Source organism: Oerskovia sp. Root918 (assembly GCF_001428945.1).
Lineage (GTDB): Bacteria > Actinomycetota > Actinomycetes > Actinomycetales > Cellulomonadaceae > Oerskovia > Oerskovia enterophila.
In genome coordinates this window covers 62,221-86,687 of the sequence record NZ_LMJG01000014.1, presented here as the reverse complement: position 1 = coordinate 86,687, position 24,467 = coordinate 62,221, and the positions used below count along the sequence as shown (strand labels likewise).

At 70.0% G+C, this 24,467-nt stretch carries 23 protein-coding genes, 1 tRNA gene and 5 pseudogenes; 18 read left to right on the top strand and 11 right to left on the bottom strand.

Annotated features, from left to right (window positions below):
* Nucleotides 1-129: 129 nt before the first annotated feature.
* The 8 genes and pseudogenes from ASE27_RS14155 (at nucleotide 130) to ASE27_RS14120 (ending at nucleotide 5,338) form a co-directional block, all read left to right on the top strand.
* Nucleotides 130-660: a flavodoxin domain-containing protein gene (locus tag ASE27_RS14155; protein WP_056651684.1), complete on the top strand. Its 531-nt coding sequence runs from the start codon at nucleotides 130-132 to the stop codon at nucleotides 658-660.
* A 144-nt stretch (nucleotides 661-804) separates the two neighbouring features.
* Nucleotides 805-1,039: pseudogene (locus tag ASE27_RS14150) on the top strand (NAD(P)/FAD-dependent oxidoreductase); the annotation flags it as partial.
* Nucleotides 1,040-1,066: 27 nt separating this feature from the next.
* A pseudogene (locus ASE27_RS20945) lies at nucleotides 1,067-1,760 on the top strand (FAD-dependent oxidoreductase); the annotation flags it as partial.
* A 30-nt stretch (nucleotides 1,761-1,790) separates the two neighbouring features.
* Nucleotides 1,791-2,197 (top strand): annotated as a pseudogene (locus tag ASE27_RS20940) (NAD(P)/FAD-dependent oxidoreductase); the annotation flags it as partial.
* Nucleotides 2,198-2,414: 217 nt separating this feature from the next.
* Nucleotides 2,415-2,738 (top strand): thioredoxin, encoded by a 324-nt coding sequence (gene trxA / locus ASE27_RS14135; protein WP_056651677.1) that lies wholly within the window; start codon nucleotides 2,415-2,417, stop codon nucleotides 2,736-2,738.
* Entirely contained in the window at nucleotides 2,735-3,859 is a 1,125-nt protein-coding gene (gene arsB, locus ASE27_RS14130) for an ACR3 family arsenite efflux transporter (RefSeq protein ID WP_056651674.1), read from the top strand. Before trxA ends, arsB begins: the two co-directional genes overlap by 4 nt.
* Complete coding sequence (locus ASE27_RS14125; RefSeq protein ID WP_056651671.1) at nucleotides 3,856-4,866, top strand: metalloregulator ArsR/SmtB family transcription factor; 1,011 nt, start codon at nucleotides 3,856-3,858, stop codon at nucleotides 4,864-4,866. The genes arsB and ASE27_RS14125 overlap by 4 nt, the downstream gene beginning before the upstream one ends.
* Before the next feature lie 25 nt (nucleotides 4,867-4,891).
* The gene (locus tag ASE27_RS14120) at nucleotides 4,892-5,338 is read left to right on the top strand and encodes an arsenate reductase ArsC (RefSeq protein WP_056651668.1); all 447 of its coding nucleotides are present in this window, start codon (nucleotides 4,892-4,894) and stop codon (nucleotides 5,336-5,338) included.
* Between the two features lie 54 nt (nucleotides 5,339-5,392).
* Here the strand turns inward: ASE27_RS14120 and ASE27_RS14115 are convergent, their stop codons facing one another.
* Nucleotides 5,393-5,593 (bottom strand): GNAT family N-acetyltransferase, encoded by a 201-nt coding sequence (locus ASE27_RS14115; protein ID WP_056651665.1) that lies wholly within the window; start codon nucleotides 5,591-5,593, stop codon nucleotides 5,393-5,395.
* Between the two features lie 765 nt (nucleotides 5,594-6,358).
* Entirely contained in the window at nucleotides 6,359-7,045 is a 687-nt protein-coding gene (locus tag ASE27_RS14110) for a TetR/AcrR family transcriptional regulator (protein ID WP_056651659.1), read from the bottom strand.
* Nucleotides 7,046-7,312: 267 nt separating this feature from the next.
* Between ASE27_RS14110 and ASE27_RS14105 the strand changes: the two genes are divergently transcribed.
* The 8 genes and pseudogenes from ASE27_RS14105 to ASE27_RS14070 all read left to right on the top strand — a co-directional run bounded on the left by ASE27_RS14105 (nucleotide 7,313) and on the right by ASE27_RS14070 (nucleotide 16,536).
* On the top strand, nucleotides 7,313-8,788 hold the full coding sequence (locus ASE27_RS14105; protein WP_157257638.1) for an alpha/beta fold hydrolase: 1,476 nt from the start codon (nucleotides 7,313-7,315) through the stop codon (nucleotides 8,786-8,788).
* 723 nt (nucleotides 8,789-9,511) lie between these two features.
* Nucleotides 9,512-10,444 carry an ABC transporter ATP-binding protein gene (locus tag ASE27_RS14100; protein WP_056652247.1) on the top strand — a complete coding sequence of 311 codons (933 nt, stop codon included), beginning with the start codon at nucleotides 9,512-9,514 and terminating at the stop codon, nucleotides 10,442-10,444.
* The gene (locus ASE27_RS14095) at nucleotides 10,441-11,286 is read left to right on the top strand and encodes an ABC transporter permease (protein WP_056651654.1); all 846 of its coding nucleotides are present in this window, start codon (nucleotides 10,441-10,443) and stop codon (nucleotides 11,284-11,286) included. Before ASE27_RS14100 ends, ASE27_RS14095 begins: the two co-directional genes overlap by 4 nt.
* Nucleotides 11,287-11,308: 22 nt before the next feature.
* A pseudogene (locus tag ASE27_RS21190) lies at nucleotides 11,309-12,611 on the top strand (sensor histidine kinase); the annotation flags it as partial.
* Between the two features lie 23 nt (nucleotides 12,612-12,634).
* Nucleotides 12,635-12,922: a sensor histidine kinase gene (locus ASE27_RS14085; protein WP_056651647.1), complete on the top strand. Its 288-nt coding sequence runs from the start codon at nucleotides 12,635-12,637 to the stop codon at nucleotides 12,920-12,922.
* A gap of 155 nt (nucleotides 12,923-13,077) precedes the next feature.
* A pseudogene (locus ASE27_RS14080) lies at nucleotides 13,078-13,581 on the top strand (response regulator transcription factor); the annotation flags it as partial.
* 1,060 nt (nucleotides 13,582-14,641) lie between these two features.
* Complete coding sequence (locus ASE27_RS14075) at nucleotides 14,642-15,160, top strand: PadR family transcriptional regulator (RefSeq protein ID WP_056651644.1); 519 nt, start codon at nucleotides 14,642-14,644, stop codon at nucleotides 15,158-15,160.
* Nucleotides 15,067-16,536 carry a DHA2 family efflux MFS transporter permease subunit gene (locus ASE27_RS14070; RefSeq protein WP_082608946.1) on the top strand — a complete coding sequence of 490 codons (1,470 nt, stop codon included), beginning with the start codon at nucleotides 15,067-15,069 and terminating at the stop codon, nucleotides 16,534-16,536. The genes ASE27_RS14075 and ASE27_RS14070 overlap by 94 nt, the downstream gene beginning before the upstream one ends.
* 341 nt (nucleotides 16,537-16,877) lie before the next feature.
* Here the strand turns inward: ASE27_RS14070 and ASE27_RS14065 are convergent, their stop codons facing one another.
* Both ASE27_RS14065 and ASE27_RS14060 read right to left on the bottom strand, forming a co-directional pair.
* The gene (locus ASE27_RS14065) at nucleotides 16,878-17,804 is read right to left on the bottom strand and encodes a zinc-binding dehydrogenase (protein WP_200955949.1); all 927 of its coding nucleotides are present in this window, start codon (nucleotides 17,802-17,804) and stop codon (nucleotides 16,878-16,880) included.
* A 61-nt stretch (nucleotides 17,805-17,865) separates the two neighbouring features.
* Nucleotides 17,866-18,456 carry a TetR/AcrR family transcriptional regulator gene (locus ASE27_RS14060; RefSeq protein WP_162259230.1) on the bottom strand — a complete coding sequence of 197 codons (591 nt, stop codon included), beginning with the start codon at nucleotides 18,454-18,456 and terminating at the stop codon, nucleotides 17,866-17,868.
* 75 nt (nucleotides 18,457-18,531) lie between these two features.
* On the opposite strand from ASE27_RS14060, the gene ASE27_RS14055 reads away from it, so the two are divergent.
* Complete coding sequence (locus tag ASE27_RS14055) at nucleotides 18,532-18,918, top strand: MmcQ/YjbR family DNA-binding protein (RefSeq protein WP_056651634.1); 387 nt, start codon at nucleotides 18,532-18,534, stop codon at nucleotides 18,916-18,918.
* Nucleotides 18,915-19,274, top strand: a complete 360-nt coding sequence (locus ASE27_RS14050; protein WP_056651631.1) for an MmcQ/YjbR family DNA-binding protein — start codon at nucleotides 18,915-18,917, stop codon at nucleotides 19,272-19,274. Before ASE27_RS14055 ends, ASE27_RS14050 begins: the two co-directional genes overlap by 4 nt.
* Here the strand turns inward: ASE27_RS14050 and ASE27_RS14045 are convergent.
* The 7 genes from ASE27_RS14045 to aroH form a co-directional block, all read right to left on the bottom strand.
* Nucleotides 19,253-19,588 carry a hypothetical protein gene (locus ASE27_RS14045; protein ID WP_157257636.1) on the bottom strand — a complete coding sequence of 112 codons (336 nt, stop codon included), beginning with the start codon at nucleotides 19,586-19,588 and terminating at the stop codon, nucleotides 19,253-19,255. The two genes, ASE27_RS14050 and ASE27_RS14045, sit on opposite strands and share 22 nt — an antisense overlap.
* Before the next feature lie 19 nt (nucleotides 19,589-19,607).
* Nucleotides 19,608-19,982, bottom strand: a complete 375-nt coding sequence (locus ASE27_RS14040) for a hypothetical protein (RefSeq protein WP_056651619.1) — start codon at nucleotides 19,980-19,982, stop codon at nucleotides 19,608-19,610.
* 505 nt (nucleotides 19,983-20,487) lie between these two features.
* A tRNA-Pro gene (locus ASE27_RS14035) sits at nucleotides 20,488-20,561 on the bottom strand.
* A 366-nt stretch (nucleotides 20,562-20,927) separates the two neighbouring features.
* Nucleotides 20,928-22,514: a ribosome biogenesis GTPase Der gene (gene der / locus ASE27_RS14030; RefSeq protein WP_056651616.1), complete on the bottom strand. Its 1,587-nt coding sequence runs from the start codon at nucleotides 22,512-22,514 to the stop codon at nucleotides 20,928-20,930.
* A 91-nt stretch (nucleotides 22,515-22,605) separates the two neighbouring features.
* A complete protein-coding gene (locus ASE27_RS14025; RefSeq protein ID WP_056651612.1) occupies nucleotides 22,606-23,289 on the bottom strand; it encodes a 1-acyl-sn-glycerol-3-phosphate acyltransferase in 684 nt (227 codons plus the stop codon).
* Nucleotides 23,286-24,095 carry a (d)CMP kinase gene (cmk, locus tag ASE27_RS14020; RefSeq protein ID WP_056651609.1) on the bottom strand — a complete coding sequence of 270 codons (810 nt, stop codon included), beginning with the start codon at nucleotides 24,093-24,095 and terminating at the stop codon, nucleotides 23,286-23,288. The genes ASE27_RS14025 and cmk overlap by 4 nt, the downstream gene beginning before the upstream one ends.
* Nucleotides 24,092-24,454, bottom strand: coding sequence for a chorismate mutase (gene aroH, locus ASE27_RS14015; RefSeq protein WP_056651607.1), 363 nt, complete (start codon nucleotides 24,452-24,454; stop codon nucleotides 24,092-24,094). The genes cmk and aroH overlap by 4 nt, the downstream gene beginning before the upstream one ends.
* Nucleotides 24,455-24,467 lie beyond the last annotated feature (13 nt).

Sequence of the window (24,467 nt, the reverse complement as noted above, 5' to 3'; positions counted from 1 at the left end):
CCTCTTCACACCCAGGCACCATCGCACACCGACCGCCCCGAGAGCCGAACAGCCCTACCAGGTCGCGCCGAAAGGACCTGGCATGAAGTCGCAGGTCCAGCAAGGCTGGAAGCAAACCAGGAGGGCACCATGGAAGCCGTCGTCATCTACGAGTCGATCTTCGGCAACACCGGCGCGATCGCCCAAGCGATCGCGGACGGTCTCGCGCAGGACCTGACCGTGCGCACCGTGCAGCTGCCCTCGCACTCCCCGGCCGACGACGTGGGCGCCGCCGATCTCGTCGTGCTCGGCGGCCCCACCCACGCCTTCGGCATGTCCCGACGCAGCACCCGAGAAGAAGCAGCCCACCGGCAAGGCCATGGCCACCCCGTCGAAGCCAGCGGCCTACGTGAGTGGCTCGAAGCCCTGACCGACGAAGCCGGCGGACGCAGCGCCTGCGTCTTCGACACCCGCGCCAGGTCCTTCCGCTACCTACCCGGAAGCGCCGCCGGCTCGGCCTCTCGCCTCATGCGTGAGAGAGGCTTCCACCTCATCGACGAACCCCGCTCCTTCTACGTCACCGACATGGAAGGCCCACTGGCCGCCGGAGAGATCGCACGCGCCAAGGACTGGGGCGCCCACCTGGGCAAGGCTGTATCACTCGCCCGGCAGCACGACTGACCCCGCTACATCGCGCAGCGATTCGCGGCCGGTGCCGGACCATCGTTCAGACGTACACCCGGCGCTCATCGCCCCGCCGTGCTGCATCGATCTTCATCGATCTTGACTTTGCCGATCTATATCGACGCATGTCAACATAGAAGCATGTCGATACAAGATGTGCGGAACGTCATCATCGTGGGTTCGGGCCCCGCCGGGTACACGGCCGCCGTGTACGCCGCGCGTGCGGGCCTCGAACCCCTCGTCCTGGCCGGTTCCATCACGGCCGGTGGCGCCCTGATGAACACGACCGAGGTCGAGAACTTCCCCGGGTTCCCCGACGGGATCATGGGTCCTGAGCTCATGGAGAACCTGCAGAAGCAGGCCGAGAAGTTCGGCGNCTGATGCAGCACGAGCTCCCGAGGTCCTGGCCGGTTCCATCACGGCCGGTGGCGCGCTGATGAACACGACCGAGGTCGAGAACTTCCCCGGGTTCCCCGACGGGATCATGGGTCCTGAGCTCATGGAGAACCTGCAGAAGCAGGCCGAGAAGTTCGGCGCGCAGGTCGAGTGGGACGACGCGATCGAGCTGCGGCTCGAGGGCCCGGTCAAGACCGTGGTCACGGGCAACGGCGAGACCTACACCGCTCGCGCCGTGATCCTCGCGACGGGCTCGGCGTACCGTGACCCAGGCCGAGGCCGGCATCTGGAGTGGGACGACGCGATCGAGCTGCGGCTCGAGGGCCCGGTCAAGACCGTGGTCACGGGCAACGGCGAGACCTACACCGCTCGCGCCGTGATCCTCGCGACCGGCTCGGCCTACCGTGAGCTGGGCCTGGACGACGAGAAGCGGCTKTCCGGCCGTGGCGTGTCCTGGTGCGCGACGTGYGACGGGTTCTTCTTCCGCGACCAGCACATCGTGGTCGTCGGTGGCGGAGACTCCGCGGTCGAGGAAGCSACSTTCCTGACGCGCTTCGCGTCCAAGGTCACCATGGTCCACCGCCGCGACGAGCTCCGTGCGTCCAAGATCATGGCCGACCGCGCCAAGGCCGACCCCAAGATCGAGTTCGCCTGGAACAGCGAGATCGTCGCCATCCACGGCGAGAACAAGGTCGAGTCCCNCGTGGATCCCGAGCGTCTGAGCCGGACGGTTCCTGACGCGCTTCGCGTCCAAGGTCACCATGGTCCACCGGCGCGACGAGCTCCGTGCGTCCAAGATCATGGCCGACCGCGCCAAGGCCGACCCCAAGATCGAGTTCGCCTGGAACAGCGAGATCGTCGCCATCCACGGCGAGAACAAGGTCGAGTCCCTGACGCTGCGCGACACGGTCACCGGCCAGGAGCGCTCGCTCGACGCGACCGGCCTGTTCGTCGCGATCGGGCACGACCCGCGCACCGAGCTCGTCAAGGACCAGATCGACCTGGACGACGAGGGCTACATCCAGGTCCAGGGCCGCACGACCCTGACCAACATCGAGGGCGTGTTCGCGTGCGGCGACGCCGTCGACCACACCTACCGCCAGGCCATCACCGCGGCCGGCTCCGGCTGCTCCGCGGCNGACCCTGACCAACATCGAGGGCGTGTTCGCGTGCGGCGACGCCGTCGACCACACCTACCGCCAGGCCATCACCGCGGCCGGCTCCGGCTGCTCCGCGGCCCTCGACGCCCAGCGCTACCTCACCGAGCTCGCCGACGATGTGGGCCTGGCCGAGGTGGCCGGGACCCCCGACGTCCCGAAGCCTGACGACCTGCCCGCCGCACTGGAGAAGATTCGATGAGCACCGTGACCGTCACCGACGAGACCTTCGAGCAGGTGGTGCGGGGCTCCCCGATCCCGGTCCTGGTCGACATCTGGGCGACCTGGTGCGGGCCCTGCCTGCAGATCGCCCCGATCCTCGAGCAGCTCGCGACCGAGTACGAGGGGCGGATCACGATCGCCAAGCTCGACGCGGACGCGAACCCGGCGACCGTGGCGGCAGCTGGTGTCGTCTCGATCCCGACCTTGAACATCTACTCAGGGGGCGAGCTCGTGAAGTCGATCGTGGGCGGACGCCCCAAGCCGGTGCTGGTCGCCGAGATCGAGGAGGTCCTGGCATGAGCCGCACCGCGGCTCCGGCCACCACCGCGAGCGTCCAGGGCGCCGGACGTCTGTCGACGCTCGACCGGTGGCTGCCGGTGTGGATCGGTCTCGCGATGGTCGCCGGCCTGCTGCTGGGCCGGTTCGTCCCGGCCCTGTCGGACGTGCTGGCCTCGATGGAGGTCGGGGGAATCTCGGTGCCGATCGCGATCGGCCTGCTCGTGATGATGTACCCGGTCCTGGCCAAGGTCCGCTACGACAAGGTCGCCTCGGTCACCGGGGACAAGAAGCTCCTAATCTCGTCCCTGGTCCTGAACTGGCTCGTGGGCCCCGCGCTGATGTTCGCCCTGGCGTGGATCTTCCTGCCGGACCTGCCCGAGTTCCGCACCGGCCTGATCATCGTGGGCCTGGCCCGGTGCATCGCGATGGTGGTCATCTGGAACGACCTGGCCTGCGGGGACCGAGAGGCCGCGGCGGTCCTGATCGCGATCAACTCCGTCTTCCAGGTCCTCGCGTTCTCGCTGCTGGGCTACTTCTACCTCACGATCCTGCCCGGTTGGCTGGGCCTGGACACCGCCGGGCTCGACATCTCCATGGGGCAGATCGCGCTCAACGTCCTGGTCTTCCTCGGGATCCCGCTCGTAGCCGGGTTCGCCTCGCGCCTGATCGGGGAACGCACCAAGGGCCGGACCTGGTACGAGGACACGTTCCTGCCCGTGATCGGCCCCTGGGCCCTGTACGGGCTGCTGTTCACGATCGTGCTGCTCTTCGCCCTGCAGGGCGAGGCCGTGACCTCCAACCCGCTCGACGTCGCCCGCATCGCCCTGCCGCTGCTGGTGTACTTCGCCGTGATGTGGGGCGTGGGCATCGTCACCGGCAAGGCCCTGCAGCTCGGGTACGCGAAGTCCACGACCCTGGCCTTCACCGCGGCCGGGAACAACTTCGAGCTCGCGATCGCGGTGGCCATCGCGACGTTCGGCGCCGCCTCTGGCCAGGCCCTGGCCGGGGTGGTCGGTCCGCTCATCGAGGTCCCGGTCCTGGTGGGCCTGGTCTACGTCTCCTTGTGGATCGCCCGCCGCTGGTTCGCCGTCGACCCCTACGCCACCGCACCGGTGGCCGAACCCGAGAAGGTGACCCCATGACCACCACTCCCCTACCCCTGACGGTGCGCGACCCGGACTGCGGCCCCCGGATCGAGTCCCACGCCATCGGCGCCGACATCGCCACCGCCGTCGCGGCCGCGCTCAAGGCCCTGGCCGAACCCCTGCGCCTGCGCATGCTGTCCTTCATCGCCACCGCCCCGGCCGGCGAGGCATGCGTCTGCGACCTGGCCGCCCTGACCGACGTGTCCCAACCGACCGTCTCCCACCACCTCAAGGTGCTGCGCGACGTCGGGGTCCTCGCCTCCGAGCGGCGCGGCACCTGGGTCTGGTACCGCATCACCCCCGGCTACAAGGCCGCTGTGACCACCCTGCTGGACTCCTTCGCCCCCGCAGCCCTCGAGGCATCGGTCACCCAGGAGGTGCTGCGCGGGCTCGAGGACGTCGACCCGGCCCTGGACCACCTGGCCACCGAGCTCGCGACCACGTTCCCCGGCGTGCGCTTCGACGTCGTCCAACGCGTCGTGCGCGAGTCATACACCGACCTGGCGCGCTCGGCGAAGGTCTCCGCTCACCTGGTCACCCTCACCGAGCGCTTCGCCCGCCAACGACTGGCCGACATCACCCGCGAGCCGACGGGCCAGCCTCAGGTGCTGTTCGTGTGCGTCGCGAACGCCGGCCGCTCCCAGCTCGCCGCGGCCCTCGTGCGCCACTACGCCGGCGACCGCGTCACCGTCCGCTCCGCCGGCTCCACCCCCGCCGCCGAGATCCACGCCGGGGTCCGCGAAGCCCTCGACGACCTAGGCACCGCCCACGACGCGTTCCCCAAGCCGTTGACCGACGACGCCGTCCGCGCAGCCGACGTCGTGATCACCATGGGCTGCGGCGACGTCTGCCCGGTCCTTCCCGGCAAGCGCTACGAGGACTGGCTCGTCGGAGACCCCGCCCTGGCCTCCCCCACCGGTGTCGCCGCGATCCGCGCCGAGCTCGACACCCGGGTCCGCGCCCTGCTCACCGACCTCCTGCCCGACCTCACCCTGCCCGCCTGACCACGCCACCCTCCTGGAGAACCTCATGACCACCCAGAACACCCCCGCCGAGAAGCCGTCCGCCCTGTTCGTCTGCGTCCACAACGCCGGCCGCTCCCAGATGGCCGCCGGGTTCCTGCGCGCCCTGTCCGGCGGGGCCGTGGAGGTCCGCTCGGCCGGGTCCATGCCCGCCGACCAGATCAACCCCGTCGCCGTCGAAGCCATGCTCGAAGCCGGGATCGACATCCGCACCGAGACCCCCAAGGTCCTGACCACCGAAGCCGTCCAGGCCTCCGACGTCGTGATCACCATGGGCTGCGGCGACGTGTGCCCCATCTTCCCCGGCAAGCGCTACGAGGACTGGAAGCTCGACGACCCCGCAGGGCAAGGCATCGAGTCCGTGCGTCCCATCCGCGACGAGATCCGCACCCGCATCCTGACCCTGCTCACCGAGCTCGGCGTCGAGCCCGTCGAGATCCCCGCCACTGCCTGACCCCAGGAGCACCGAAGGGCCGGACGCATACTCGTCCGGCCCTTCGTCATGCGTTCACTCGGTGGCCAGAGCCTTCTGCAGCAACGTGGTGCCCAACCAGCGGTCGAACTTGCGGCCCACCCGTTCAAGGCGCCCTGCCGGGGTGAACCCGGCCCGCTGGTGCAGGGCAAGAGAAGCCGCGGTCTCGGCGTCGGCGATCACCGCGACGATCTCAAGATCACCGTTCCACGGCCTCCCCTTTACCACGCGTCCCATCGGCCACTCGACCGTTCCATGAACGCTGCCTCGCACTCCGACAGCACACCGCCACCGGTAGTCCAGCACCGCAGAACCGACCGACCGTCGGGCGCCTCGGCTGCGGCCTCGACACGCCGACTGTGAATCGCAGCGGTAGGTGGCGTGATTCTCGCAGCGCTTCCTGTCGTGCTCCGCGCGAGGAGGCGATGCGCCTGAGTCAGTGAACTCTTCAGCTCAGCAAGCCTGAGATGAGTCGTCGTACGAGAACGGAAGCCCCGGCGGGACAGACCTCCTCACCCTCTACGGCGCAGAGCACGCGCTCGGTGGAATCGCCGGATAAGTCGCTGAGACCACCGTCGAGAATCCGGAACGGGTCGCAGTCGTCCAGCGGGTGAGCACCGCCTACCTCCGGACCGCTCTGCACGTCGACGAGACCAGCTGGCCGGCCGCCCACGCCGCACTCACGACCAGCAGCGATCCGATCGGACGCGCCGACAGCAACCGACAGGCGTAGTCGGGACTGTCGCCACACCTCAGTGGTCGTCGGCGAGAGCCCAACGGCAGCACGTGATCAGCACCGCGCCTGCGGGCGAATCCGCACGCTCGACCAGTGACGCCGAGAACGCGGCGACCGCGGGCGAGATCGCTGGGGTGCGCGACCCGGCTCTCCGGGCGGGCTGGGTTGGTTGACCACGCCGCCCGGGAGGCGGTGGCACGAAGGGCTTCGGACTCGATGGTGCTGGGGCGACAGAGCCCGAGACGGCCCTGCTCCGGGTTGCCCCCTCAAGCATCGCCGAGGCGAGTTGTGGCCGGTCGGCCGGTGGCATGGCTAGCGACCGCGCCGTGGCACCTAGAAGAGTTGATGGACGACGTCGCGAACACGGCGTCGACGGCGATGGAGAGGGTCGTCGACTCGGCAGAGAGCGCGGACTCGCTCGCGGGGAGCGCGCGTTCGAGCGCCAGCCCGTTGACGACCGTGAGCAGGAACCGCGCGCGCTCGGTGACGTCGCCGGCGGCGAGCGCACCCTCCTCGACGAGCGTGGCGAGCCATTGCTCGACCCGGTGCCGCATTGCCTGCTCAACGGCGAGATACGCCTCGTGCGCGTCCTCGGTCGGGTCGGTCGCGACGAACGCCTCGTACGTCCGCGCCAGCGACTCGCGCGCCTTCTTTCCGACACCCCCCAGGGCGAGGATGTGCTGGAGCCCGCGGAGCAGCCGTTCGCGCGCCGGCACCGTGGTGTCGAGGAACGGGTCATCCGGGGCGACGAACCCGTAGAGGCCGGCGAGCACGGCGTCCTGGAGGTCCTGCTGGGTGGGGAAGTGATGTCGCAACGATCCGGTGCTCACCCCGGCCCGCGCGGCGACGGCGCGCACGCTCAGGCGCATGGCGGGATCCTCGCCGAACATCGTCGCCGCGGCGACGAGGATCCGATCGCGCGTGCCCTGCGGCGCGTCGGTGGGACGTGCCATTACTACCTCCTAGTACAGCGTGCTAGTACAGTGTGCTAGCGTCCTGAGGGAACGCCCACCAGCGTAGGGGATGCCGGTTCCGCGACGTCGATGCCGGCCCCTCCTGCGGCAGCCGCCTCGGATCGGACGTGACGCCACGAGCCCTTCGGGCGTTCCCGGTCTGAGGCCCTCAGAAGGAGCAAGATGACGAGTCGTCGAACACTATCCTGGGCCGCCGCCTCCGTCGGCGCGCTCGCACTGCTCGCCGGATGCGGCACGACGGGCCCCATGACGCCGGAACAGGACCCGAGCGAGTCCGCGCCCGAGAGCGCGACGAGGTTTCACGAACAGCAGGTCGACTTCGAACCGTGCGATCGGGCCGCTCCCGAGACCGGCGTGGAGCTGCCCGACGTCGACCACGAGTGCGGCGTCCTCGAGGTCCCGCTGGACCACGCTGCCCCCGACGGCCCGACCGCGCAGATCGCGCTCCTGCGGGTGCCGGCTCGCGGTGGCGATCCGATCGGGTCGCTCGTCCTGAACCCGGGTGGCCCGGGGTTCCCCGGCACGGAGCACGCGTTGCTCGCCGCACAGGTGTGGGCGCAGAGCCCGCTGACGGAGAAGTTCGACCTCGTCGGGTTCGACCCGCGCGGCGTCGGGCGGTCGACGCCAGCCGTCGACTGCTACACGGACGCAGAACGGGAGGCGGGTGCCACGCTGCTCACGTTCGACGACGGTGACGTGGAGGCGCGAGGGGCGGCCGGTGTGGGCCTCTTCGAGCAGTGTGCCGACCGGTCCGGCGGTGCCGAGGCGCTGGAGCACCTCGGGACGCGCGACGCAGCGCGGGACCTCGACGTCCTGCGCGCAGCGCTCGGTGACGAGGGCCTGACGTTCGTCGGCTCGAGCTACGGCACGCGTCTCGGCGCCGTCTACGCCGAGATGTTCCCACAGAACGTCCGCGCGCTCGTGCTCGACGGCGCGATGGATCCGCTCGCATCGGTCGAGGAGCGCCGCCTTCAACAGGCGGCCGGCATGCAGGCGACGTTCGAGCGGATGGCCACCGCCTGCACCGAGCAGGCAGGCTGCCCGCTCGGGGACGACCCGGAGAGCACGGTCGAGGAGTTCCAGTCCCTCGTGCGACCGCTGATCGACACCCCGGTCGCCGTCGGCGACGGCCGTGAGCTCACGTTCAACACGGCGATCGGTGGCGTGATCACCGGGATGTACTCCGAGGTCTCCTGGCCCGCGGTGACCGCGGGCATCGCCGAGCTCCGGGAAGGTCGCGGGGAGACGCTCCTTGCCCTCGCGGACCTGTACCAGGGCCGCACGCCCGACGGATCGTACGCGGACGACCTCGAGGCGTCGCTGGCGATCAGCTGCCTCGACGAGAACCGGGTCGGCGTGCGAGAGAGCGCGGCGCTGACCGAGGCGCTGTTCGAGGCCGCACCATTCTTGGACACGGGTCGCCCGGCGGTCGAGTACGAGGACCTGTGCCACGAATGGCCGGTCGAGCCGACGCTCGGCATCCCCTACGCGACCGACGTCGAGGGCCTTCCGGAGACCATGACGATCGGCGCCACCGGCGACCCCATGACCCCGATGAAGGGTGCGGATAACCTCGCGGAGCTGCTGGACGGGAGCCTGCTGACCGTCGAGGGCAACCAGCACGGGGTCGTGTTCGCCGACTCCGGGTGCATCCAGGATGCGCTCCACACCTACCTCGTCGACCTCGAGGCCCCGCGGGAAGGCGCAACCTGCCCGCTCTAGCAGGGCGGAACAGTACGGAAGCGTGGCCCGCGGGCCGCAACCCCACGAATCTGTTGGCGCTCTCTGGCGGGCCCGGGTCAGCCTGGACGGGCGCGCCAGGGGGCGCTCCGGCGAACCGGCGAACCGCACAGACGTTCCCCATCACGACGCAGCCATCTGCTGCGCGATCGCCCAAACGACGACGTCGCACCGCCGCCAGCGCCCACGCCTCCCCCCGAAGGATCGGCACATGACCACACGCAAGACGTCCACCTGGCCAATGACCGCCGGCGCTCTCCTCACGGCGATCGGAGCCATGACCATGTCCGGTTCCCCCCCCCGCCGCGGGCCCCTCGAAGCACGAGCACTCGACCACCCGTGAGCTCGCCCGCTACGACGACCCGGACGGCCAGACCATCCGCCTCGCAGTGAGCCGCATCTCGGCGACGGGCGGCGACCGAATCGGCTCGCTCGTGCTGAACCCCGGGAGCCCGGTGATTCGGGGTCGTCCAGACCGTCACTGCGGCAACCGGCTGGAACGACACGACCATCCCCGCAGCCTTCGACATGGTCGGTGTAGACGTCCGCGGAGTGGGCGCGTCCGAGCCGGTCATCTCGTGCTTCACCGAACGACTGGGTCCTCCTCAGGAAGGACCCATGGTGCCCACGCATGTCGTCCTTGTGGAGGTCCTGGCGCGGGGAGCCCCGCACCTAGCGTTGGAGGACACCGACGAAGGAGCTCTCATGATCGAGGCCATGGGTCTGACCAAGAAGTACGGGGAGAAGACTGCCGTCGACGGCATCTCGTTCACCGTGCGCCCCGGGGTGGTCACCGGGTTCCTGGGGCCCAACGGCGCCGGGAAGTCGACGACGATGCGGATGATCGTCGGGCTGGACCGGCCGACCGCTGGGACGGTGGCCGTCAATGGCAGGCCCTATGCGCAGCACAGGGCGCCGCTGGGCGAGGTCGGCGTCCTGCTCGACGCGAAGGGCGTACACCCCGGCAGGACCGCCCGGGAGCACCTTGTCGCCCAGGCCACGACCCACGGAATCAGGTCGCGCCGCGTTGACCACGTCATCGAGATCACGGGACTGGCATCCGTGGCCCACAAGCGGGCGGGCACGTTCTCGCTCGGGATGGGGCAGCGCCTCGGCATCGCAAACGCGCTCCTGGGCGACCCGCACACCTTGATCCTCGACGAACCCGTGAACGGTCTCGACCCCGAAGGGGTGGTGTGGGTCCGCACCCTGCTGCGGGCACTCGCCGCAGAGGGCCGCACGGTGCTGCTGTCCTCGCATCTCATGAGCGAGATGGCGCTGACGGCTGACCATCTGATCGTCCTGGGACGCGGGCACGTGATCGCGGACGCCCCGTTGAAGGAGATCGTGGCCGGGGCGCAGACGACGACGGTCCGTGTGCGGACGCCCGCAGTCGCCGCGCTCGCCGCACTGCTACGCCGTCCGGGCACCGAGGTGACGTCCGTCGAGGCGGACGAGCTGGACGTGACCGGCCTCTCCGCACAGGACATCGCGGACGCCGCGGCCTCCGCCGGGATAGCCCTGTACGGACTGACACCCGTGGAGCAATCGCTCGAGGACGCATACATGCAGCTCACCGCCGAGGCCGTCGAGTACCGATCGTTCGCTCCCATCCCCACCGCCGGAGGTTCCCGATGACGACGTTCGCCCCCGCCGACGTGACAGGGCTGCCGCGCGTGATCGTGCGTCCTGCGACGTTCCGCCGGCTCGTCGCCGCCGAGTGGGTCAAGCTCCGCTCGCTACGGTCGACCTGGTGGATGCTCGCCGTCGGGACGCTCTTCCTCCCGCTGTTCGCGGTGTCCCGGACGGCGAGCATCGCCCAGGTCCCCGAGGCGGTCGGTAGCTCCTCGATGGTCGGGGCGGTCTACGTGACCTCGGGCGTGGCGCTCGCCCAGCTCGTGTTCTGCACGCTCGGCGTGCTGGCCGTCACGGCCGAGTACGGCTCGGGGCAAATCCGCGCGACGCTCGTGGCGGCCCCGACCCGGTTGCCCGTGCTGGGGGCCAAGGTCCTCATGACGGTCGGGACGGTCGTGGCCGCCTCGATGGTCGGGGTCGCGCTGGCCTGGGCAGGGAGCGCCCGGTGGTTCGAGGTGACGGGGATGTCGGTCGACCTGACCCGGGCCGAGGACCTGCGGATCCTCCTCGGCGTCCCGTTGTATCTGGCCGCTGCGACGGCTCTCGCGTGCGGCATCGGAGCGGTCGTGCGGCACTCGGCCGCGGGGGTCGCGGCCGTGCTGGGCCTGCTCGTCGTCGTCGAGAACGGGCTGGGCGCCATCCCGTGGACCCCGCTCCAGACGTTCGCCGCGCACCTGCCCAGCAGCGCCGGCACCCGGCTGCTCCAGTCCGACGCCGTCGGATCGGTCATCACGACATCGAGCACCACCATGCTGTCCCCCTGGGAGGGGTTTGCGGTCATGCTCGGATGGGTCCTGGTGGCACTCGGGGTGGCCGCCGTGCTGCTGCGCCGCAGGGACGCCTGACTCGTCTGGGAGAGTGCTCACCATGGTCGAGGAGAGAACGAACGAGCCCGAGGAGGGCCAAGCGCCGGTCTTCACCGAGCTGTCGGCGCGCCGCCTCGGTCCGGTCCGGCGCTTCTTCGTCCGCCGGCCGGCCGTCATGGACGTGCTTGTTCTGCTGGGCTTCGCCGCGTGGGCGCTGCTCATGGGTGTCGGTGCGGACTCGATGTACGTCCTGCACGCATACCTGGGCGGTGAGAAGGTGGCCGCGATGCAGTGGGCGTCCTTCGGGCTCACGCTCGTGGGAACGATGGCGTTGTGGTGGCGCCGCCGCAGTCCACTGCTCGTGGCCGCGGTCATGACAGCCCTGGGCGTCGCGGCCCTCGCGACCACGGGTCTGGCCTGGGGGTTCGACGTCGGGGTGGCGCTCGCGTTGTACGCCGTCGCGACCGAACGGCGCCCGCTCGTGACATGGACGGCGTTCGCCGGGGCCGTGGCCGCCCTGCTGGTGGGTGCGCTCGCGTTCCCGCTGCCCGCGCGGGTCGGTGCCATCACCCTGGGCCTGGGCGCTGCGGGCTCTGTCGAGGCAGACACGCTGTCCGCGCGGGCCACGGGCTTCCTCCAGAGCGCGGTCTGGTACCAGACCGCGGTCCCCGTGCTGCTGCTTGGGCTGCTGGCGGTCGCGGCTGGGACGAGCGTACGCAACCGGCGGCTGCACGTGGCGGCCTTCGTGGAGGCCGCGAACACGTTGGCGCGCGACCAGGAGCAGCGGACCCGGCTGGCCCAGGCGGGTGAGCGGGCGCGGATCGCGCGCGAGATGCACGACGTCGTGGCGCACAGCATCTCGGTCATGGTCGCGCTCGGCGGAGGTGCGTCGGCGGCGATCGACTGGGCTCCGGACCGTGCGCGGACCGCCCTCGGCGAGCTCGTGGCAACCGGCCGATCGGCCCTGGGAGACATGCGGCGGGTCCTGGGTGTCCTTCACGAGGGGGTGGGCGCGGACGAGCGTGAGGGCCTTGGGGCGGGCAAGGTCGCCGGAGACGGTGCAGTCGGGGACACACGACCGGCCAGCCCAGGTCCGGTCTCCACGGGTCACGACGCGCTCTTCGACCCTCAGCCGGGCGGCATCGAGCTGGCCGCGCTGGTCGAGCGGTTCCGCACTGCGGGGATCCCGGTCCGGACGCAAGGSCTGGCGACGGGCGGACTGACGGATCTCGACCCGAGCCTGCAGCTCGCCGTCTACCGCATCKTGCAGGAGGCCCTCACGAACGCCTTGCGTCATGCGCCCGGTACGCCCGGGGTCGAGGTCGAGATCCACCGCGACGCGGGCGGTGTCGAGGTCGTCGTCANCGCCCACTACGCTAGATGACGAATGGCGTCGCCGTTCAGCATCGTGCAGGAGGCCCTCACGAACGCCTTGCGTCATGCGCCCGGTACGCCCGGGGTCGAGGTCGAGATCCACCGCGACGCGGGCGGTGTCGAGGTCGTCGTCATGGACGGCGGGACCACACTCCCGGTCGAGGCGAGTCCCGGTTCGCAACGAGGGCTCGTGGGCATGCGTGAACGGGCCGCGGTGTTCGGCGGCGTGGTCGAGGCCGGGCGGTACGGTCGGGGGTGGCGCGTCCGTGCGCTTCTGCCTTGGGACGAAGGAGAGACATGAAGGTCTTCGCGGACAGGTTCCCGGAGACGGGCGAGGCGCCCGTCATGAGCTCGTACAACAAGGAGGGCCGCGGTGTTCGGCGGCGTGGTCGAGGCCGGGCGGTACGGTCGGGGGTGGCGCGTCCGTGCGCTTCTGCCTTGGGACGAAGGAGAGACATGAAGGTCCTGCTGGTCGACGACCAGGCCCTGGTCCGGATGGGCTTTCGACTCATCCTCGAGAGCGCGGGCGACATCGAGGTGGTCGGCGAGGCCGGTGACGGGCGCACCGCGCTCGACCAGGTCGTGGCGCTGCGCCCGGACGTCGTCGTCATGGACATCCGGATGCCAGGAGTCAACGGTATCGAGGCCACGCGGGCCGTCGTCCAGGCGCACCCGGAGGTGCGGGTCCTGGTCCTGACGACGTTCGACCTCGACGAGTACGCGTTCGCTGCGCTGCGCGCGGGCGCCAGCGGGTTTCTGCTCAAGGACGCGGGCCCGTCCGACCTGGTCAGTGCCGTGCGCACGGTGGCGGCAGGGGACGCCGTCGTGTCTGCGCGGGTGACCCGCCGCATGCTCGATCTGTTCGCGGACAGGTTCCCGGAGACGGGCGAGGCGCCCGCCGCGAACGCCCCACACCCTCTGCTGACCGAACTCACACCCCGAGAGGTCGACGTGCTGCGTGCGCGACCGCCTGCAGGCCGTGGTGCTCGCCTACGAGACGGGACTCGTCCAAGCACGACACCGCTAGGCCGTCCGGGCCGGCCTGATGGCCCTCGGCCTTGCGCCGAGAGGTCAGGGCCAAAGGGTCGCACAGGCGGCCGGTCCGGTGACCGCGATCAGCGATGCAGGTCAGGGCGTTGCGCGAACACCGAGGGGGACCGGAGCTTTCGATGCCAGAGAGGCGACGTTCACCGACCAGGTCCTACGCCACCACGTCAGAACCAGTCCGTGAGCGTCCGTAGGGGTGCGACCGACGCACGGCACCGAATGACCACCCTCAGGCGGCTTCGACCGGGCACCAACGATGGCAACTGCGGTCGGAACAACGGTCAAGCCGACGGGGACAACGAAAAGAGGCCGTTCCCGATCTCTCGGAAAGGGCCTCTGACCTGCGTAAACGCTGGTCGGGCTGACAGGATGTGAACCTGCGACCCCTTGTAGCCCCTCCGAACGATCCAATTCCGCGGAATCGCTAGGCCTTCCTTCTGCGATCACTTGCTTTGCTCTCCGGTCCCGCGCCACCCTGTGCCGCCCCGGAGCACCCTGTGCCGGCGTGCGTCGGGGGTCTTGGGACACCTTGTGGGAGAGGCTCTCGGGAGCCATTTACAGGTCTTTGCGAGAAGGATCAAGCGCGAATCAACTGGACACACGGCCCCTGCCAGTCCCGTGGTAACCGCTCGGACACCGTGTCACCTCCCGGACACGTCTCCTTCGCCTGCTCCCACCGATCGATCCACGTCAAGGTAGACGGCCCACCGGTGACCCGCGATCCTGCACAGCAACTGCCGTTGGGCGCAAGAGATCGATCCGTCCTTCCGTGGCTTCAATCTCTCGAAGCGCTCGATCAAACCGGAGGCGCAGGACAAAGCACGGCGAGAGCACTTCCTCTTCCCAGAACACATATGCACCGGTAGTCCCGGCGACCCGAAGGCTTGAGGTGCAGTCAGGGCGCGGCCAGAGGTTCTAGAAAGGCAAGCATCTCGCGCGCACCGTCCACCCTAACCTAGGTTAAGGTGGACGGGTGACGATCAAGATCTACGCCCTGAGTGTCCTGCGGAGCGGCCCGGCGCATGGTTACGAGCTGAAGAGCCGGATACGGCGCCCGTCGATCGCGCCGGTCAACAACAACTCGCTCTACCCGGCCCTCAAGCAGCTGGAGCGCGACGGCGCGGTGACCAAGTCTGTTGAGCAGCAGGAAGGGCGTCCGGCGCGCAACGTCTACGCCATCACCGAGACCGGCCGCGGCATGCTGCACGACCTCGTGTCGACACTGCCGCGCGAGCTGGCGAGCGACGATGAGGAGTTCTTGCTCCGCGTCAGCTTCTTCGACGAGCTCCCGGTATCGTCGCGCCTCGGCGTCCTGGGGGTGCGACGGCAGATCGTCGAGCACGCGCTCGCTCAGGTACAGGGCCTCCTGGCCGAGGCCCCGCGGGACCCGGCCCTGCCATGGCGGCGCCGCGCACAGGAACAGCTGGTCGATCGCCTCACGCAGGAGCTGCGCTGGCTCGACGACCTGCGCAACGAGGCGGAACGGTCGTGACCGTCGACGGCGCGGACACACGCCCCGGTGCCACGAGGATCGGCCGAGCCGCACGGTATGGACTGCTCATCGGCCCTTCCCTCAGCATGCTCGACTCAAGCATCGTCAACGTCGCGGTCCCGGACATCGCCCAAGACCTCCGCGCCGGGCTCGACACGGTCCACTGGGTCGTCTCCGGGTACCTGCTGTCCCTCGCCGTAGGGCTGGCACTGACCGCGTACGCCTCACGCCGCTTCGGCACGATGCGCATCTACCTGGTCAGCATGGCGCTGTTCGTCGCCACCTCTGCCGTGTGCGCCTTGGCCCCGAGCATCGAGCTGCTCGTCACCGCTCGGGTCGTGCAGGGCTTCGTCGGCGCTCCCCTGGTCCCGCTGGCGCTGAGCATCCTGATGGGCAAGGACGGCCTGAGCGGTGGCAAGGTCCCCGTCTCGGCCGCCGTGGTGCTGTTCCTTGCTCCCGCCCTCGGACCGTCACTCGGAGGCCTTCTGATCGGCGCCGGAGGGTGGCGGTGGGTCTTCCTGGTCAACGTACCGGTGGGCGCGGCCGGACTGCTGCTCGCGCTGCGCCTGCGCCGCCTCGGAACGCGGGCCAGGGCCGATTCCCGGTTCGACCCGATCGGGTTCCTCTTGCTGTCGGCCGGTCTCGTGACCACGCTCCTCGGGGCCACGCGCGGCTCCGCCAGCGGATGGGGCAACCCCGCACCGCTCGCGCTGGTCGTCGCAGGGATCGGGCTGCTCGCCGCGTACGTCAGAACCTCGTCCCGTCGAAAGGACCCTCCGGTACGCCTCGACGTCATCCGTAGCAGTCAGTCGCTCCTCGCGCTGATACTTCAGGTGCTCGCCTCGGTCATCGCCTTCGGGACCGTGTTCCTGATTCCGGTGTTCACCCAGCAGGTGCAAGGGCACACCGCTCTCGCCACGGGGCTAGCCCTGATCCCTCAGGGCGTCGTCATGGGCCTGGGAACTGCACTAGGTCAGCGCATCTCGACACACATCCCACTGCGAACCCTGGTGACGCTCGGGTTCGCCGCGCTCGCCGTGTCAAGCGGCGTGATGCTGCTGCTCACGAACGACACACCGCTGTGGGTCACGGCGATCATGCTGTGCGGACGTGCCCTCGCCGCGGGATTCGTCACGACGCCGCTGCTCGCCGCCTTCCTTGCGCCACTCGGCGAGGACGAGCTTGCCGACGGCAACACCCTGTACAACATCACCCAGCGGCTCGGCGGTGCGGTCGGGGTAGGCATCCTCGGGTCGATGGTCGCGACCGGCGCAGACAGCGGTGCGGCACTCGCCGCGTTCCACCAAGTGGGCGCCGTGCTCGTCGCGCTCGCACTCGCAGCGGGGGTCCTGGCCCGGTCGCTGTCCCGCGCATGAACTCGTCGAGGCAGACCATCAGCCGGGAAGGCCGTCGCCTGGCACGGACCCTACGCTTCTGCCCGCGATCAGATTGGCGGCATCGGTCGGGGCCACAATCTTCAGGACATCGCAGTCTCGCCGACTCCCCTGGCCTGCACCTGCACACCCGCACTCGGATGCCGACCCGCTCGCCAAGTACCAGGAGTCGTGGCGGGGGTGGGTCCCCTTGAGTGGACTCCGTCCCGTGTCTATCGTTCTGGACGCCTCTGGACAGCTGCCTCCGCCAGGTTCGCACGGCGCCTGGATGCTCGGTTCTCGTCTCATGACTGCGGGTCGGTGACCTGATGGGCGGCGGTGCGTCAGTTTGCCGGGAGGGTGACGACGTGCTTGCCGGGGCGGTGGCCGGACTCGAGGTCGTGGTGCGCTTCGGCTACCTTCTCGAGGCCTTCGTGGACGCCGGCGATGACGATGTCCAGGGTGCCGGCCTCGATCGACCGGAGGTAGCGGCTCAGCGCGTCGACAGGGAGGTCATCCGCGTCCCCGGCATAGCTCGTGAGAGCCACGCCTGTGGGGATGGTGAACGGCGAGAACTCGCTGATGGTCCACTGCCCGTCGAGTGCACCGACGAAGCAGACGGTCCCGCCGGGCTGGATGAGGGAGAGAGTGTCTGGAAGCGCGGATGCGCTGACGAACTCGAGGGCTCCGTCGAGGCCGCCTGGTGCGATCGCCCGGACCGCGTCCGTGAGGTTGTTGTCGTCAAGCACGGCGTGGTCGGCGCCCACCTGCCTGAGAAGGTCGAGCCGGGTGGGGTTGCGTGTGGTTGCGGTCACGGTAGCGCCAAGCTGGTGTGCGATCGCGATCGCGGTGAGGCCCACGGTGGACGTGCCGCCATGGATGAGTACGTGCTGGCCGGCCTGCAGCCGGAGTCCCCTGGTGAGCGAGCCGTGCGCGGTCTGCAGCATCTCCGGGAGCGCACCGACGACGTCCCAGCTCAGGTCGGTGTCGAAGGGGATCGCGTTCGCTGCGTCGACGACGGTGTACTGCGCGTAGCTGCCGTCGATGGAGCGGCCGAGGCCTCCCATCATCGTGGCGACCTTCTGCCCGGGGACCATGTCGACGCCATCGCCGACAGCGTCGACGACGCCGACGGCTTCGATGCCGAGGATCCGGGGAAAGCTGAAGTCGGGTCCGGACTCTCCCTTGCGGCTGGTGACCTCGGATTCGTTGACGCCGAACGCTCTCACGCGGATGCGCACGCGCCCTGGTTCGACGTCGGGGATCGGCACGTGCGAGACGGTGAGCTCGTCGAGCGCGACCGGCCCGGTGAGTCGGATCGCGCGCATGGTGTCAGGCATGGTGGAGCTCCTGTCGAGGCGGGGCGACGATCGTAGGGAGGTCGAGGAGCGCCCGGTAGGCGCGGCGGACCATGTCTTCGTCGAGGGGCACGTCCTGGTGGAACGAGCGGTAGCTCCACCACCCCCACATCAGCGCGTCGACAGCTCGTGCCGCGTCATCCGACAGGCGAGTGCGGAGCACCGTCAGCGACTCCTCTTGCAAGGCGCGGATGAGGTCGGCGGCGCGAGGACTACGGGCCGCGTAGTGGTACAGCTCGGTGTAGAGGCGCACGTCCGACGCGCTCGGGCTCGTGGCGCCGACGGTCGCCGACGCGAGTACGTCGACCACATCCTCGACCGTCGACGCGCGTCGTATCGGCGCCGCGTACCGGGGTTCCATCTCTCCTCGGAGCGTCTGGAACGCGGTGACGATCAGGCCCTCGAGGTCGGGGAAGTAGTACGTCATCGACCCGAGCCCGACACCCGCCTGCGCGGCGATGCGCCGGTAAGAGGCGGCATGCGCCCCTTCCGCCCGGATCACCTCGAGCGCGGCTCGCAGGATGCGCGCACGTCGTTCTGGGTCATTGGGCCTGCCCTTGCGCACCGAGATCTCCCTCCGTCAGTCCAAGTACGTACCATGGTACGCACTTCACGTCGCGACTTCGATCTTGGAGGACACATGGACGACGACACGCTGCAGCAGTACGCCAGGGACCGAGTGGAAGAGCTTCCCGGTGCAGAGGTCGAACACCCCTTCGGCCCGGACTGGGACGTGTACAAGGTGCGGGACAAGGTGTTCATGCTGCTGACCGAGATCACCGGGGAACCGATGGTCATCGTCAAGGCCGCGCCGGAGGACGGAAAGGCGCTCCGGGAGCAGCACGAGGACATCACTCCTGGCTACCACATGAACAAGCAGCACTGGATCACCCTGCACCCCGGCGGAGACCTGCAGAAGCAGCTCGTGGAAGACCTGGTGACCGAGTCCTACCTGCTCGTCGTCGAGCACCTTCCCCGAGCCAAGCGGCCCGTCGATCCCGCGACGTTCGGGAAGAGCGAGCAATGACCCTCTCCGGAGCGCAGCTGCAGCAGACCGCCCGCGACACCGCGGCGTCGCTCGCGCACGTCAGTCACGGGCGCCCGTTCACGCCGCATCTGGACGTGTGGAAGGTGCACGACAAGGTGTTCCTCATCGTCACCGAGGACGACCCCCAGCTGCGGATCATCACCGTGAAGGTCGACCCCCACCACGGGGACGCGCTGCGCCGCGACCACGACTCGATCACGGCAGGGCACTACCTCGACAAGAACCACTGGATCTCCGTCGGTGCCGGCCCCGGAGTCACGAAACGGCTCGTCGAAGACCTCGTGCACGGCTCCTACGAACTCGCCCAAGGACATCAGGGGAAGTCGGGATCGTGAGCGAGATCTGGGTTGGCTATCGACTCTCCGTGTAGCCGCTGGATCCATGCACTAGTCCGTGTGCGATCCTCGTCGTTGCCTTCGACGAACCGCCGCTCGACCTCGACCAGGAGTTGAGCCTTCATCCATTCGTCGAACTGGTCCTTGATCGGTTGCAGCTCAGGGCCCGGGATGGGGGCCAACGATGGAAGCATCGGCGCTCGAAAGAGACTGGGTCCGAAGAACACATCTGGGTTGACGGCGTTGAGGTATTTCTCCGTCAGATCGGTCTCCCACATCACGGTGATCGTGAGGACCCGGTGGATGGCGAACAAGCACAGCCGATACTGGATCTCACCCCCAGCGATGGAATTCCAGCCGGGCGGAGGTGTTCGCAGTCAGGAATGTGAACGATCCCTCGGCGAGGGGCTTGGCGAGGTGCTCGAGCTTCGGCCTGACCGCAACCTCCAGCCTCGGCATCCACCCGGTGTTGCACGACTCACAGATCCCGCTCTTCGCCTGCATGTCGAAGGACTTCGCCTCTTTGACGCTGTCATGCGTCCTGATCGTCCCGTCGGGGTCGCGGCTGAAGCCCCGGTGAAAGACCGGCCCGCGCTCGGGGCCGCGAAGCTGTCGCCAGTGCTTCGCGAGCACGTGCTCCGCCGAGTACTTCGCGTCCGACCCACAGAAGACGCACGGGGACTTCTCCTGTCTGGCTCCCTTGCCCATGAGTGGCAGTCTGGGGCGCGGGTCCCGCCCATGTCATGGCCCCGCACGAGAGTTCACCTCACCGTGGCCCCGCCCTCTTCGGAGAGCGGGGTCGTTCGTCGTTGTCAGACCCTGCGCGGACGCTGGCTGGGTGACGGAGTGGAGACAGACCCAGGGCGGGGGGCGCGCTTCCCACCACCACGGTGCCCGACGTGCAACCGGTTCTAGCCGTTCGCGGGCGAGGCGCGCCCGCGCGAGAAGCGCATGGAATGCTCGCGCACGCCGGGTGGGCACACCCTGTTGATCTGCCCAGGGTGCGGGACGTGGGCGGCGGAGGGCCGCCTCGACCTCGGGCACTGGTCGTCGGCGACGACCCCGGCTGGACTCGCTCGCGAGCTGCGGGCCCGGGTGGCCAGCGGAGCGAGATCGCGCTCACCCGGTGGATGTGTGTACCTCTGTGTGTACCTCGACCGGCTCCGGATACGACGAGAGGCTAGGAATCGTTGCGATTCCTAGCCTCTCACTGTCGGGCTGACAGGATTTGAACCTGCGACCCCTTGACCCCCAGTCAAGTGCGCTACCAAGCTGCGCCACAGCCCGTGAGCCCCGGAGGGCTTCACCAGCCCTTCAGGGCCGAGAGAAACAATACCCCACTTTGGGCGCACTCCGTGCATCGTCGCTGGTGAGTGGCCTGGATCACGCGTTCTCGGCCCGCTTCCACCGTCCGCACAGCCCGTCCCGAGCCGTCGCCCAGCGCGCCGACAGCAGGCTCTCAGCGGCCGGTCGGTCCACTCCCAGCGGCGGTTCCGCCCCGCGCGTCAGCCGCGACCGGTCCCCCTGCTCCCAAGGAGCACCTCTGAGCGCCCCACAACGCCCAGGAGGGCCGCACGCGCCTTCCGGCACGCACGGCCCTCCCGTGGATCTCTCGACGCCTCACGCGCCCGGCAGGAGCCCCGCCGGTCGACGTCAGCGCTTGCGCTTCTCGCGCACGCGCACCGAGATCTCGATGGGCGTCCCGTCGAACCCGAAGGTCTCGCGCAGGCGACGCTCGATGAAGCGGCGGTAGCCGGCCTCGAGGAAGCCCGTCGCGAAGATCACGAAGCGCGGCGGGCGCGTGGAGGCCTGGGTCGCGAACAGGATGCGCGGCTGCTTGCCGCCACGCAGCGGGTGCGGGTGGGCTGCGACGAGCTCGCCCAGGAACGCGTTGAGACGTCCCGTGGGGATGCGCTTGTCCCAGGACTCGAGCGAGCGCTCGAGCGCGGGCACCAGGCGGTCGGTGTGCCAGCCGGTGCGGGCCGACACGTTGACGCGCGGTGCCCACTGGACCTGGACGAGGTCCTGCTCGATCTCGCGCTCGAGGAACGGACGACGGTCCTCGTCCATGAGGTCCCACTTGTTGTACGCGATGACGAGGGCGCGGCCCGCGTCGACGACCTGGGAGATGACGCGCGTGTCCTGCTCGGTGAGCGGCACCGACGCGTCCACGAGCACGACCGCGATCTCGGCCTTCTCGATCGCTGCCTGGGTGCGCAGCGAGGCGTAGAAGTCTGCGCCCTTGGTCTGGTGCACGCGGCGGCGGATGCCCGCGGTGTCGACGAACCACCACGGGATGCCCTTGAGGAGCACGAGCTCGTCGACCGGGTCGCGCGTGGTGCCGGCGACCGAGTCGACGACCACGCGGTCCGAGCCCGCGACCTTGTTCAGCAGCGAGGACTTGCCCACGTTGGGGCGCCCGACGAGCGCGACGCGGCGCGGGCCCGAGGGCAGGACGACCGCGTGCTCGGACACGAGCGGCAGGGCCTTCATGGCGGCGTCGAGCAGGTCGCCCGTGCCACGGCCGTGCAGGGCCGAGACGGGGTGGGGCTCGCCGAGCCCCAGGCTCCACAGCTCGGTCGCGTCGGACTCGCCGCGCGCGCCGTCGACCTTGTTGGCGCACAGCACGACGGGCTTGCCGGACTTGCGGAGCAGGCGCACGACACGCTCGTCCGTGGCCGTGGGGCCCACGGTCGCGTCGACGACGAACACGACGGCGTCCGAGAGCGCGATCGCGACCTCGGCCTGCTCGGCGACGCGCGCCTCGATGCCGGCAACGTCGACCTCCCAGCCGCCCGTGTCGACGAGCGTGAACTGGCGCCCGGCCCACTCGGCCGGGTAGGAGACGCGGTCGCGCGTGACGCCGGGCTTGTCCTCGGTCACGGCCTCGCGGCGGCCGAGGATGCGGTTGACGAGCGTGGACTTGCCCACGTTGGGGCGTCCGACGATCGCGAGGACGGGCAGGGGCGCCGGAGGGGCTTCGCCGTCCAGGTCCTCGCCGTCCGCGGACAGGAGCGCGAGGTCCTCGTCGGCGAGCTCGTAGTCCGCGAGGCCGGCGCGCAGCGAGCGCTCGCGGCTGTCGTCGTCCTGCTCGTCGTCCTCGGAGGGGACGTAGGGGTCGGTCGAGTCTTCAGGCTGCCCGACGACGTCGCTCGCCTGGTCGATCGTCTCACCGGGGGTCTGCGACACCTCGTCGAGGGATGCCTGGGCATCGGGCTGTGCGTGGTCGGGTGTGGTCATGGGGACCATTCTCCCAGCAACCGGGCAGTTCTCCGAACGAGGAGCCCGTGCGACACGCCCGGAGTGCACGACGTCACGCGGACGGGGCGTCTCAGCGTCCGGGGCGCTCGGGCCCGTCGACCGGCAGCGCGATGCCCGAGCGGTCCACGGCGGACGTCACGAGCGTCGCGAGAGCCGACCGGATCTGCTCGTTCGCGGCGTCCATGGCCGCCTTGCCGCGCACGCCGTCGGGCTTCTCGACGACGACGGGCGCACCGAACTCGACGTACAGGCGGCGACGGAACCCCGGGATCCGGCTCAGCCGGTCTCCCGTGCGGCGCGTGCCCAGCACCGCGACGGGCACGACAGGCGCGTGGCCGTTGAGCGCGAGCCAGGCCACGCCCGCGCGCGCCGAGGTCGCGTCGCCGCGCCCGCGGTTGCCCTCGGGGAACACCCCCACTCCCCCGTCGCGGCGCAGGACCGCGAGCGCCGTCACGAGGGCCGCGCGCCCGCCGGTCCGGTCGACGGGGATCTGTCCGGCTGCGCGCAGGACCCAGCCCACGGGCCCGACGAACATCTCCTCCTTGACGAGGACGTGCAGGGGCCGGGGCGCGACGCCCAGGACGAGCGGCCCGTCGACGAGGCCCGTGTGGTTGGCCGCGAGGAGCACGGGTCCGGTGGTCGGGACGCGGTCCGCCCCGACCACCCGGGTGTTCCAGATCACGCGCGCGAGGAAGCGCCCCACCCAGCGGGACCAGGCGGGCCCGGCGGGAGAGGGGACGTGCGGGGTCCTCACCGAGCGGGCCCCTCGCCCCCCGTGACGGCGTCGGGCCTTGTCGCGGCGGGGGCCATGACCTGCTCGACGACGTCGAGCACGGCCTGGATCGTCTGCTCGAAGTCGAGGTCGGACGAGTCGACCGTGACGACGCCGTCGGCGGCGACGTGGAACTGCGAGACGGTCGAGTCGTCGCGGTCGCGGCGCAGGACCTGGTCCCTGGTCGCCTCGACGGCGGCCGCGTCGGCGGCGCCGTGGACCTCGAGCGAGCGGCGCGCCAGGCGCGCTTCCTCGCTCGCGGTCAGGAGGATGCGGACGTCGGCGTCGGGGGCCACGACGGTCGTGATGTCGCGCCCCTCGGCCACGATGCCGCGCCCGCCGGAGAAGCTCGTGCCGGCGTCCTCGGCGTCCTCGGCCGAGGACGCCGACGACTCGGCGGCGATGATCGCGCGCTGCAGGCGACGCAGCTCGGCGCGCACCGCGAGGTTGGTCGCGACCGCGCTCACGGCCGTCGAGATCTCGGTGGTCCGGATCGCCTCGCCCACGTCGGTGCCGTCGACGTGCACGCTCGGCGCGGCGGGGTCGATCCCCATGACGAGCGGCATGACGTCGACGGCCGCGGCCACGGCGGCCTGGTCGGCCAGGTCGACGCGCTCCTCGAGGCACCACCAGGTCGCCGCGCGGTACATCGCACCGGTGTCCAGGTAGGCGGTACCGAGGCGGCGAGCGACGGCGCGCGAGACGCTCGACTTGCCCGATCCCGAGGGGCCGTCGATCGCGACGACCAGCCCGCGGGCGACGGCGGTGCCCTGCGGCTCCCCGCTCACTGCGCCAGGTCCTTGCGCAGCGACGTGGCCCCGTGCAGGTACACGTGCTGGACGTCGGCCCGAGGCACGTCGAGCTCGGCGTGGGCCATGAGGCGCACGACGCGGGGCAGCGCACCCGGTACGCCGATCTCGACCGCGCACATGAGAGGCACGTCGCCGAGCCCCATCTCGCGCGCCGCCGCGGCCGGGAAGTCGGCCACGAGGTCCGGCGTGCAGGTGAAGAAGATCGAGATGAGCGACGCGGTGTCGACCTCGTTGGCGTCGAGGACGGCCTGAACGAGCTCGCGCGTGCGCTCGAAGAGGTGCTCACGCTCGTCGACGTCGAGCTGCGTGGCGCCCCGGATGGCCCGGACGGGCATGGGTACTCCTTCG

Bases quoted from the DNA above. Each gene is read 5' to 3' on its own strand.
- ASE27_RS14115 (WP_056651665.1), bottom strand. From the start codon at position 5,593: ATGGGACGCGTGGTAAAGGGGAGGCCGTGGAACGGTGATCTTGAGATC.
- ASE27_RS14120 (WP_056651668.1), top strand. From the start codon at position 4,892: ATGACCACCCAGAACACCCCCGCCGAGAAGCCGTCCGCCCTGTTCGTC.
- arsB (WP_056651674.1), top strand. From the start codon at position 2,735: ATGAGCCGCACCGCGGCTCCGGCCACCACCGCGAGCGTCCAGGGCGCC.
- ASE27_RS14085 (WP_056651647.1), top strand. From the start codon at position 12,635: ATGGCGTCGCCGTTCAGCATCGTGCAGGAGGCCCTCACGAACGCCTTG.
- ASE27_RS14070 (WP_082608946.1), top strand. From the start codon at position 15,067: ATGGCGGCGCCGCGCACAGGAACAGCTGGTCGATCGCCTCACGCAGGA.
- ASE27_RS14040 (WP_056651619.1), bottom strand. From the start codon at position 19,982: ATGGGCAAGGGAGCCAGACAGGAGAAGTCCCCGTGCGTCTTCTGTGGG.
- trxA (WP_056651677.1), top strand. From the start codon at position 2,415: ATGAGCACCGTGACCGTCACCGACGAGACCTTCGAGCAGGTGGTGCGG.
- der (WP_056651616.1), bottom strand. From the start codon at position 22,514: ATGACCACACCCGACCACGCACAGCCCGATGCCCAGGCATCCCTCGAC.
- ASE27_RS14095 (WP_056651654.1), top strand. From the start codon at position 10,441: ATGACGACGTTCGCCCCCGCCGACGTGACAGGGCTGCCGCGCGTGATC.
- ASE27_RS14055 (WP_056651634.1), top strand. From the start codon at position 18,532: ATGGACGACGACACGCTGCAGCAGTACGCCAGGGACCGAGTGGAAGAG.
- ASE27_RS14050 (WP_056651631.1), top strand. From the start codon at position 18,915: ATGACCCTCTCCGGAGCGCAGCTGCAGCAGACCGCCCGCGACACCGCG.
- ASE27_RS14155 (WP_056651684.1), top strand. From the start codon at position 130: ATGGAAGCCGTCGTCATCTACGAGTCGATCTTCGGCAACACCGGCGCG.
- ASE27_RS14125 (WP_056651671.1), top strand. From the start codon at position 3,856: ATGACCACCACTCCCCTACCCCTGACGGTGCGCGACCCGGACTGCGGC.
- ASE27_RS14110 (WP_056651659.1), bottom strand. From the start codon at position 7,045: ATGGCACGTCCCACCGACGCGCCGCAGGGCACGCGCGATCGGATCCTC.
- ASE27_RS14105 (WP_157257638.1), top strand. From the start codon at position 7,313: ATGACGCCGGAACAGGACCCGAGCGAGTCCGCGCCCGAGAGCGCGACG.
- aroH (WP_056651607.1), bottom strand. From the start codon at position 24,454: ATGCCCGTCCGGGCCATCCGGGGCGCCACGCAGCTCGACGTCGACGAG.
- ASE27_RS14100 (WP_056652247.1), top strand. From the start codon at position 9,512: ATGATCGAGGCCATGGGTCTGACCAAGAAGTACGGGGAGAAGACTGCC.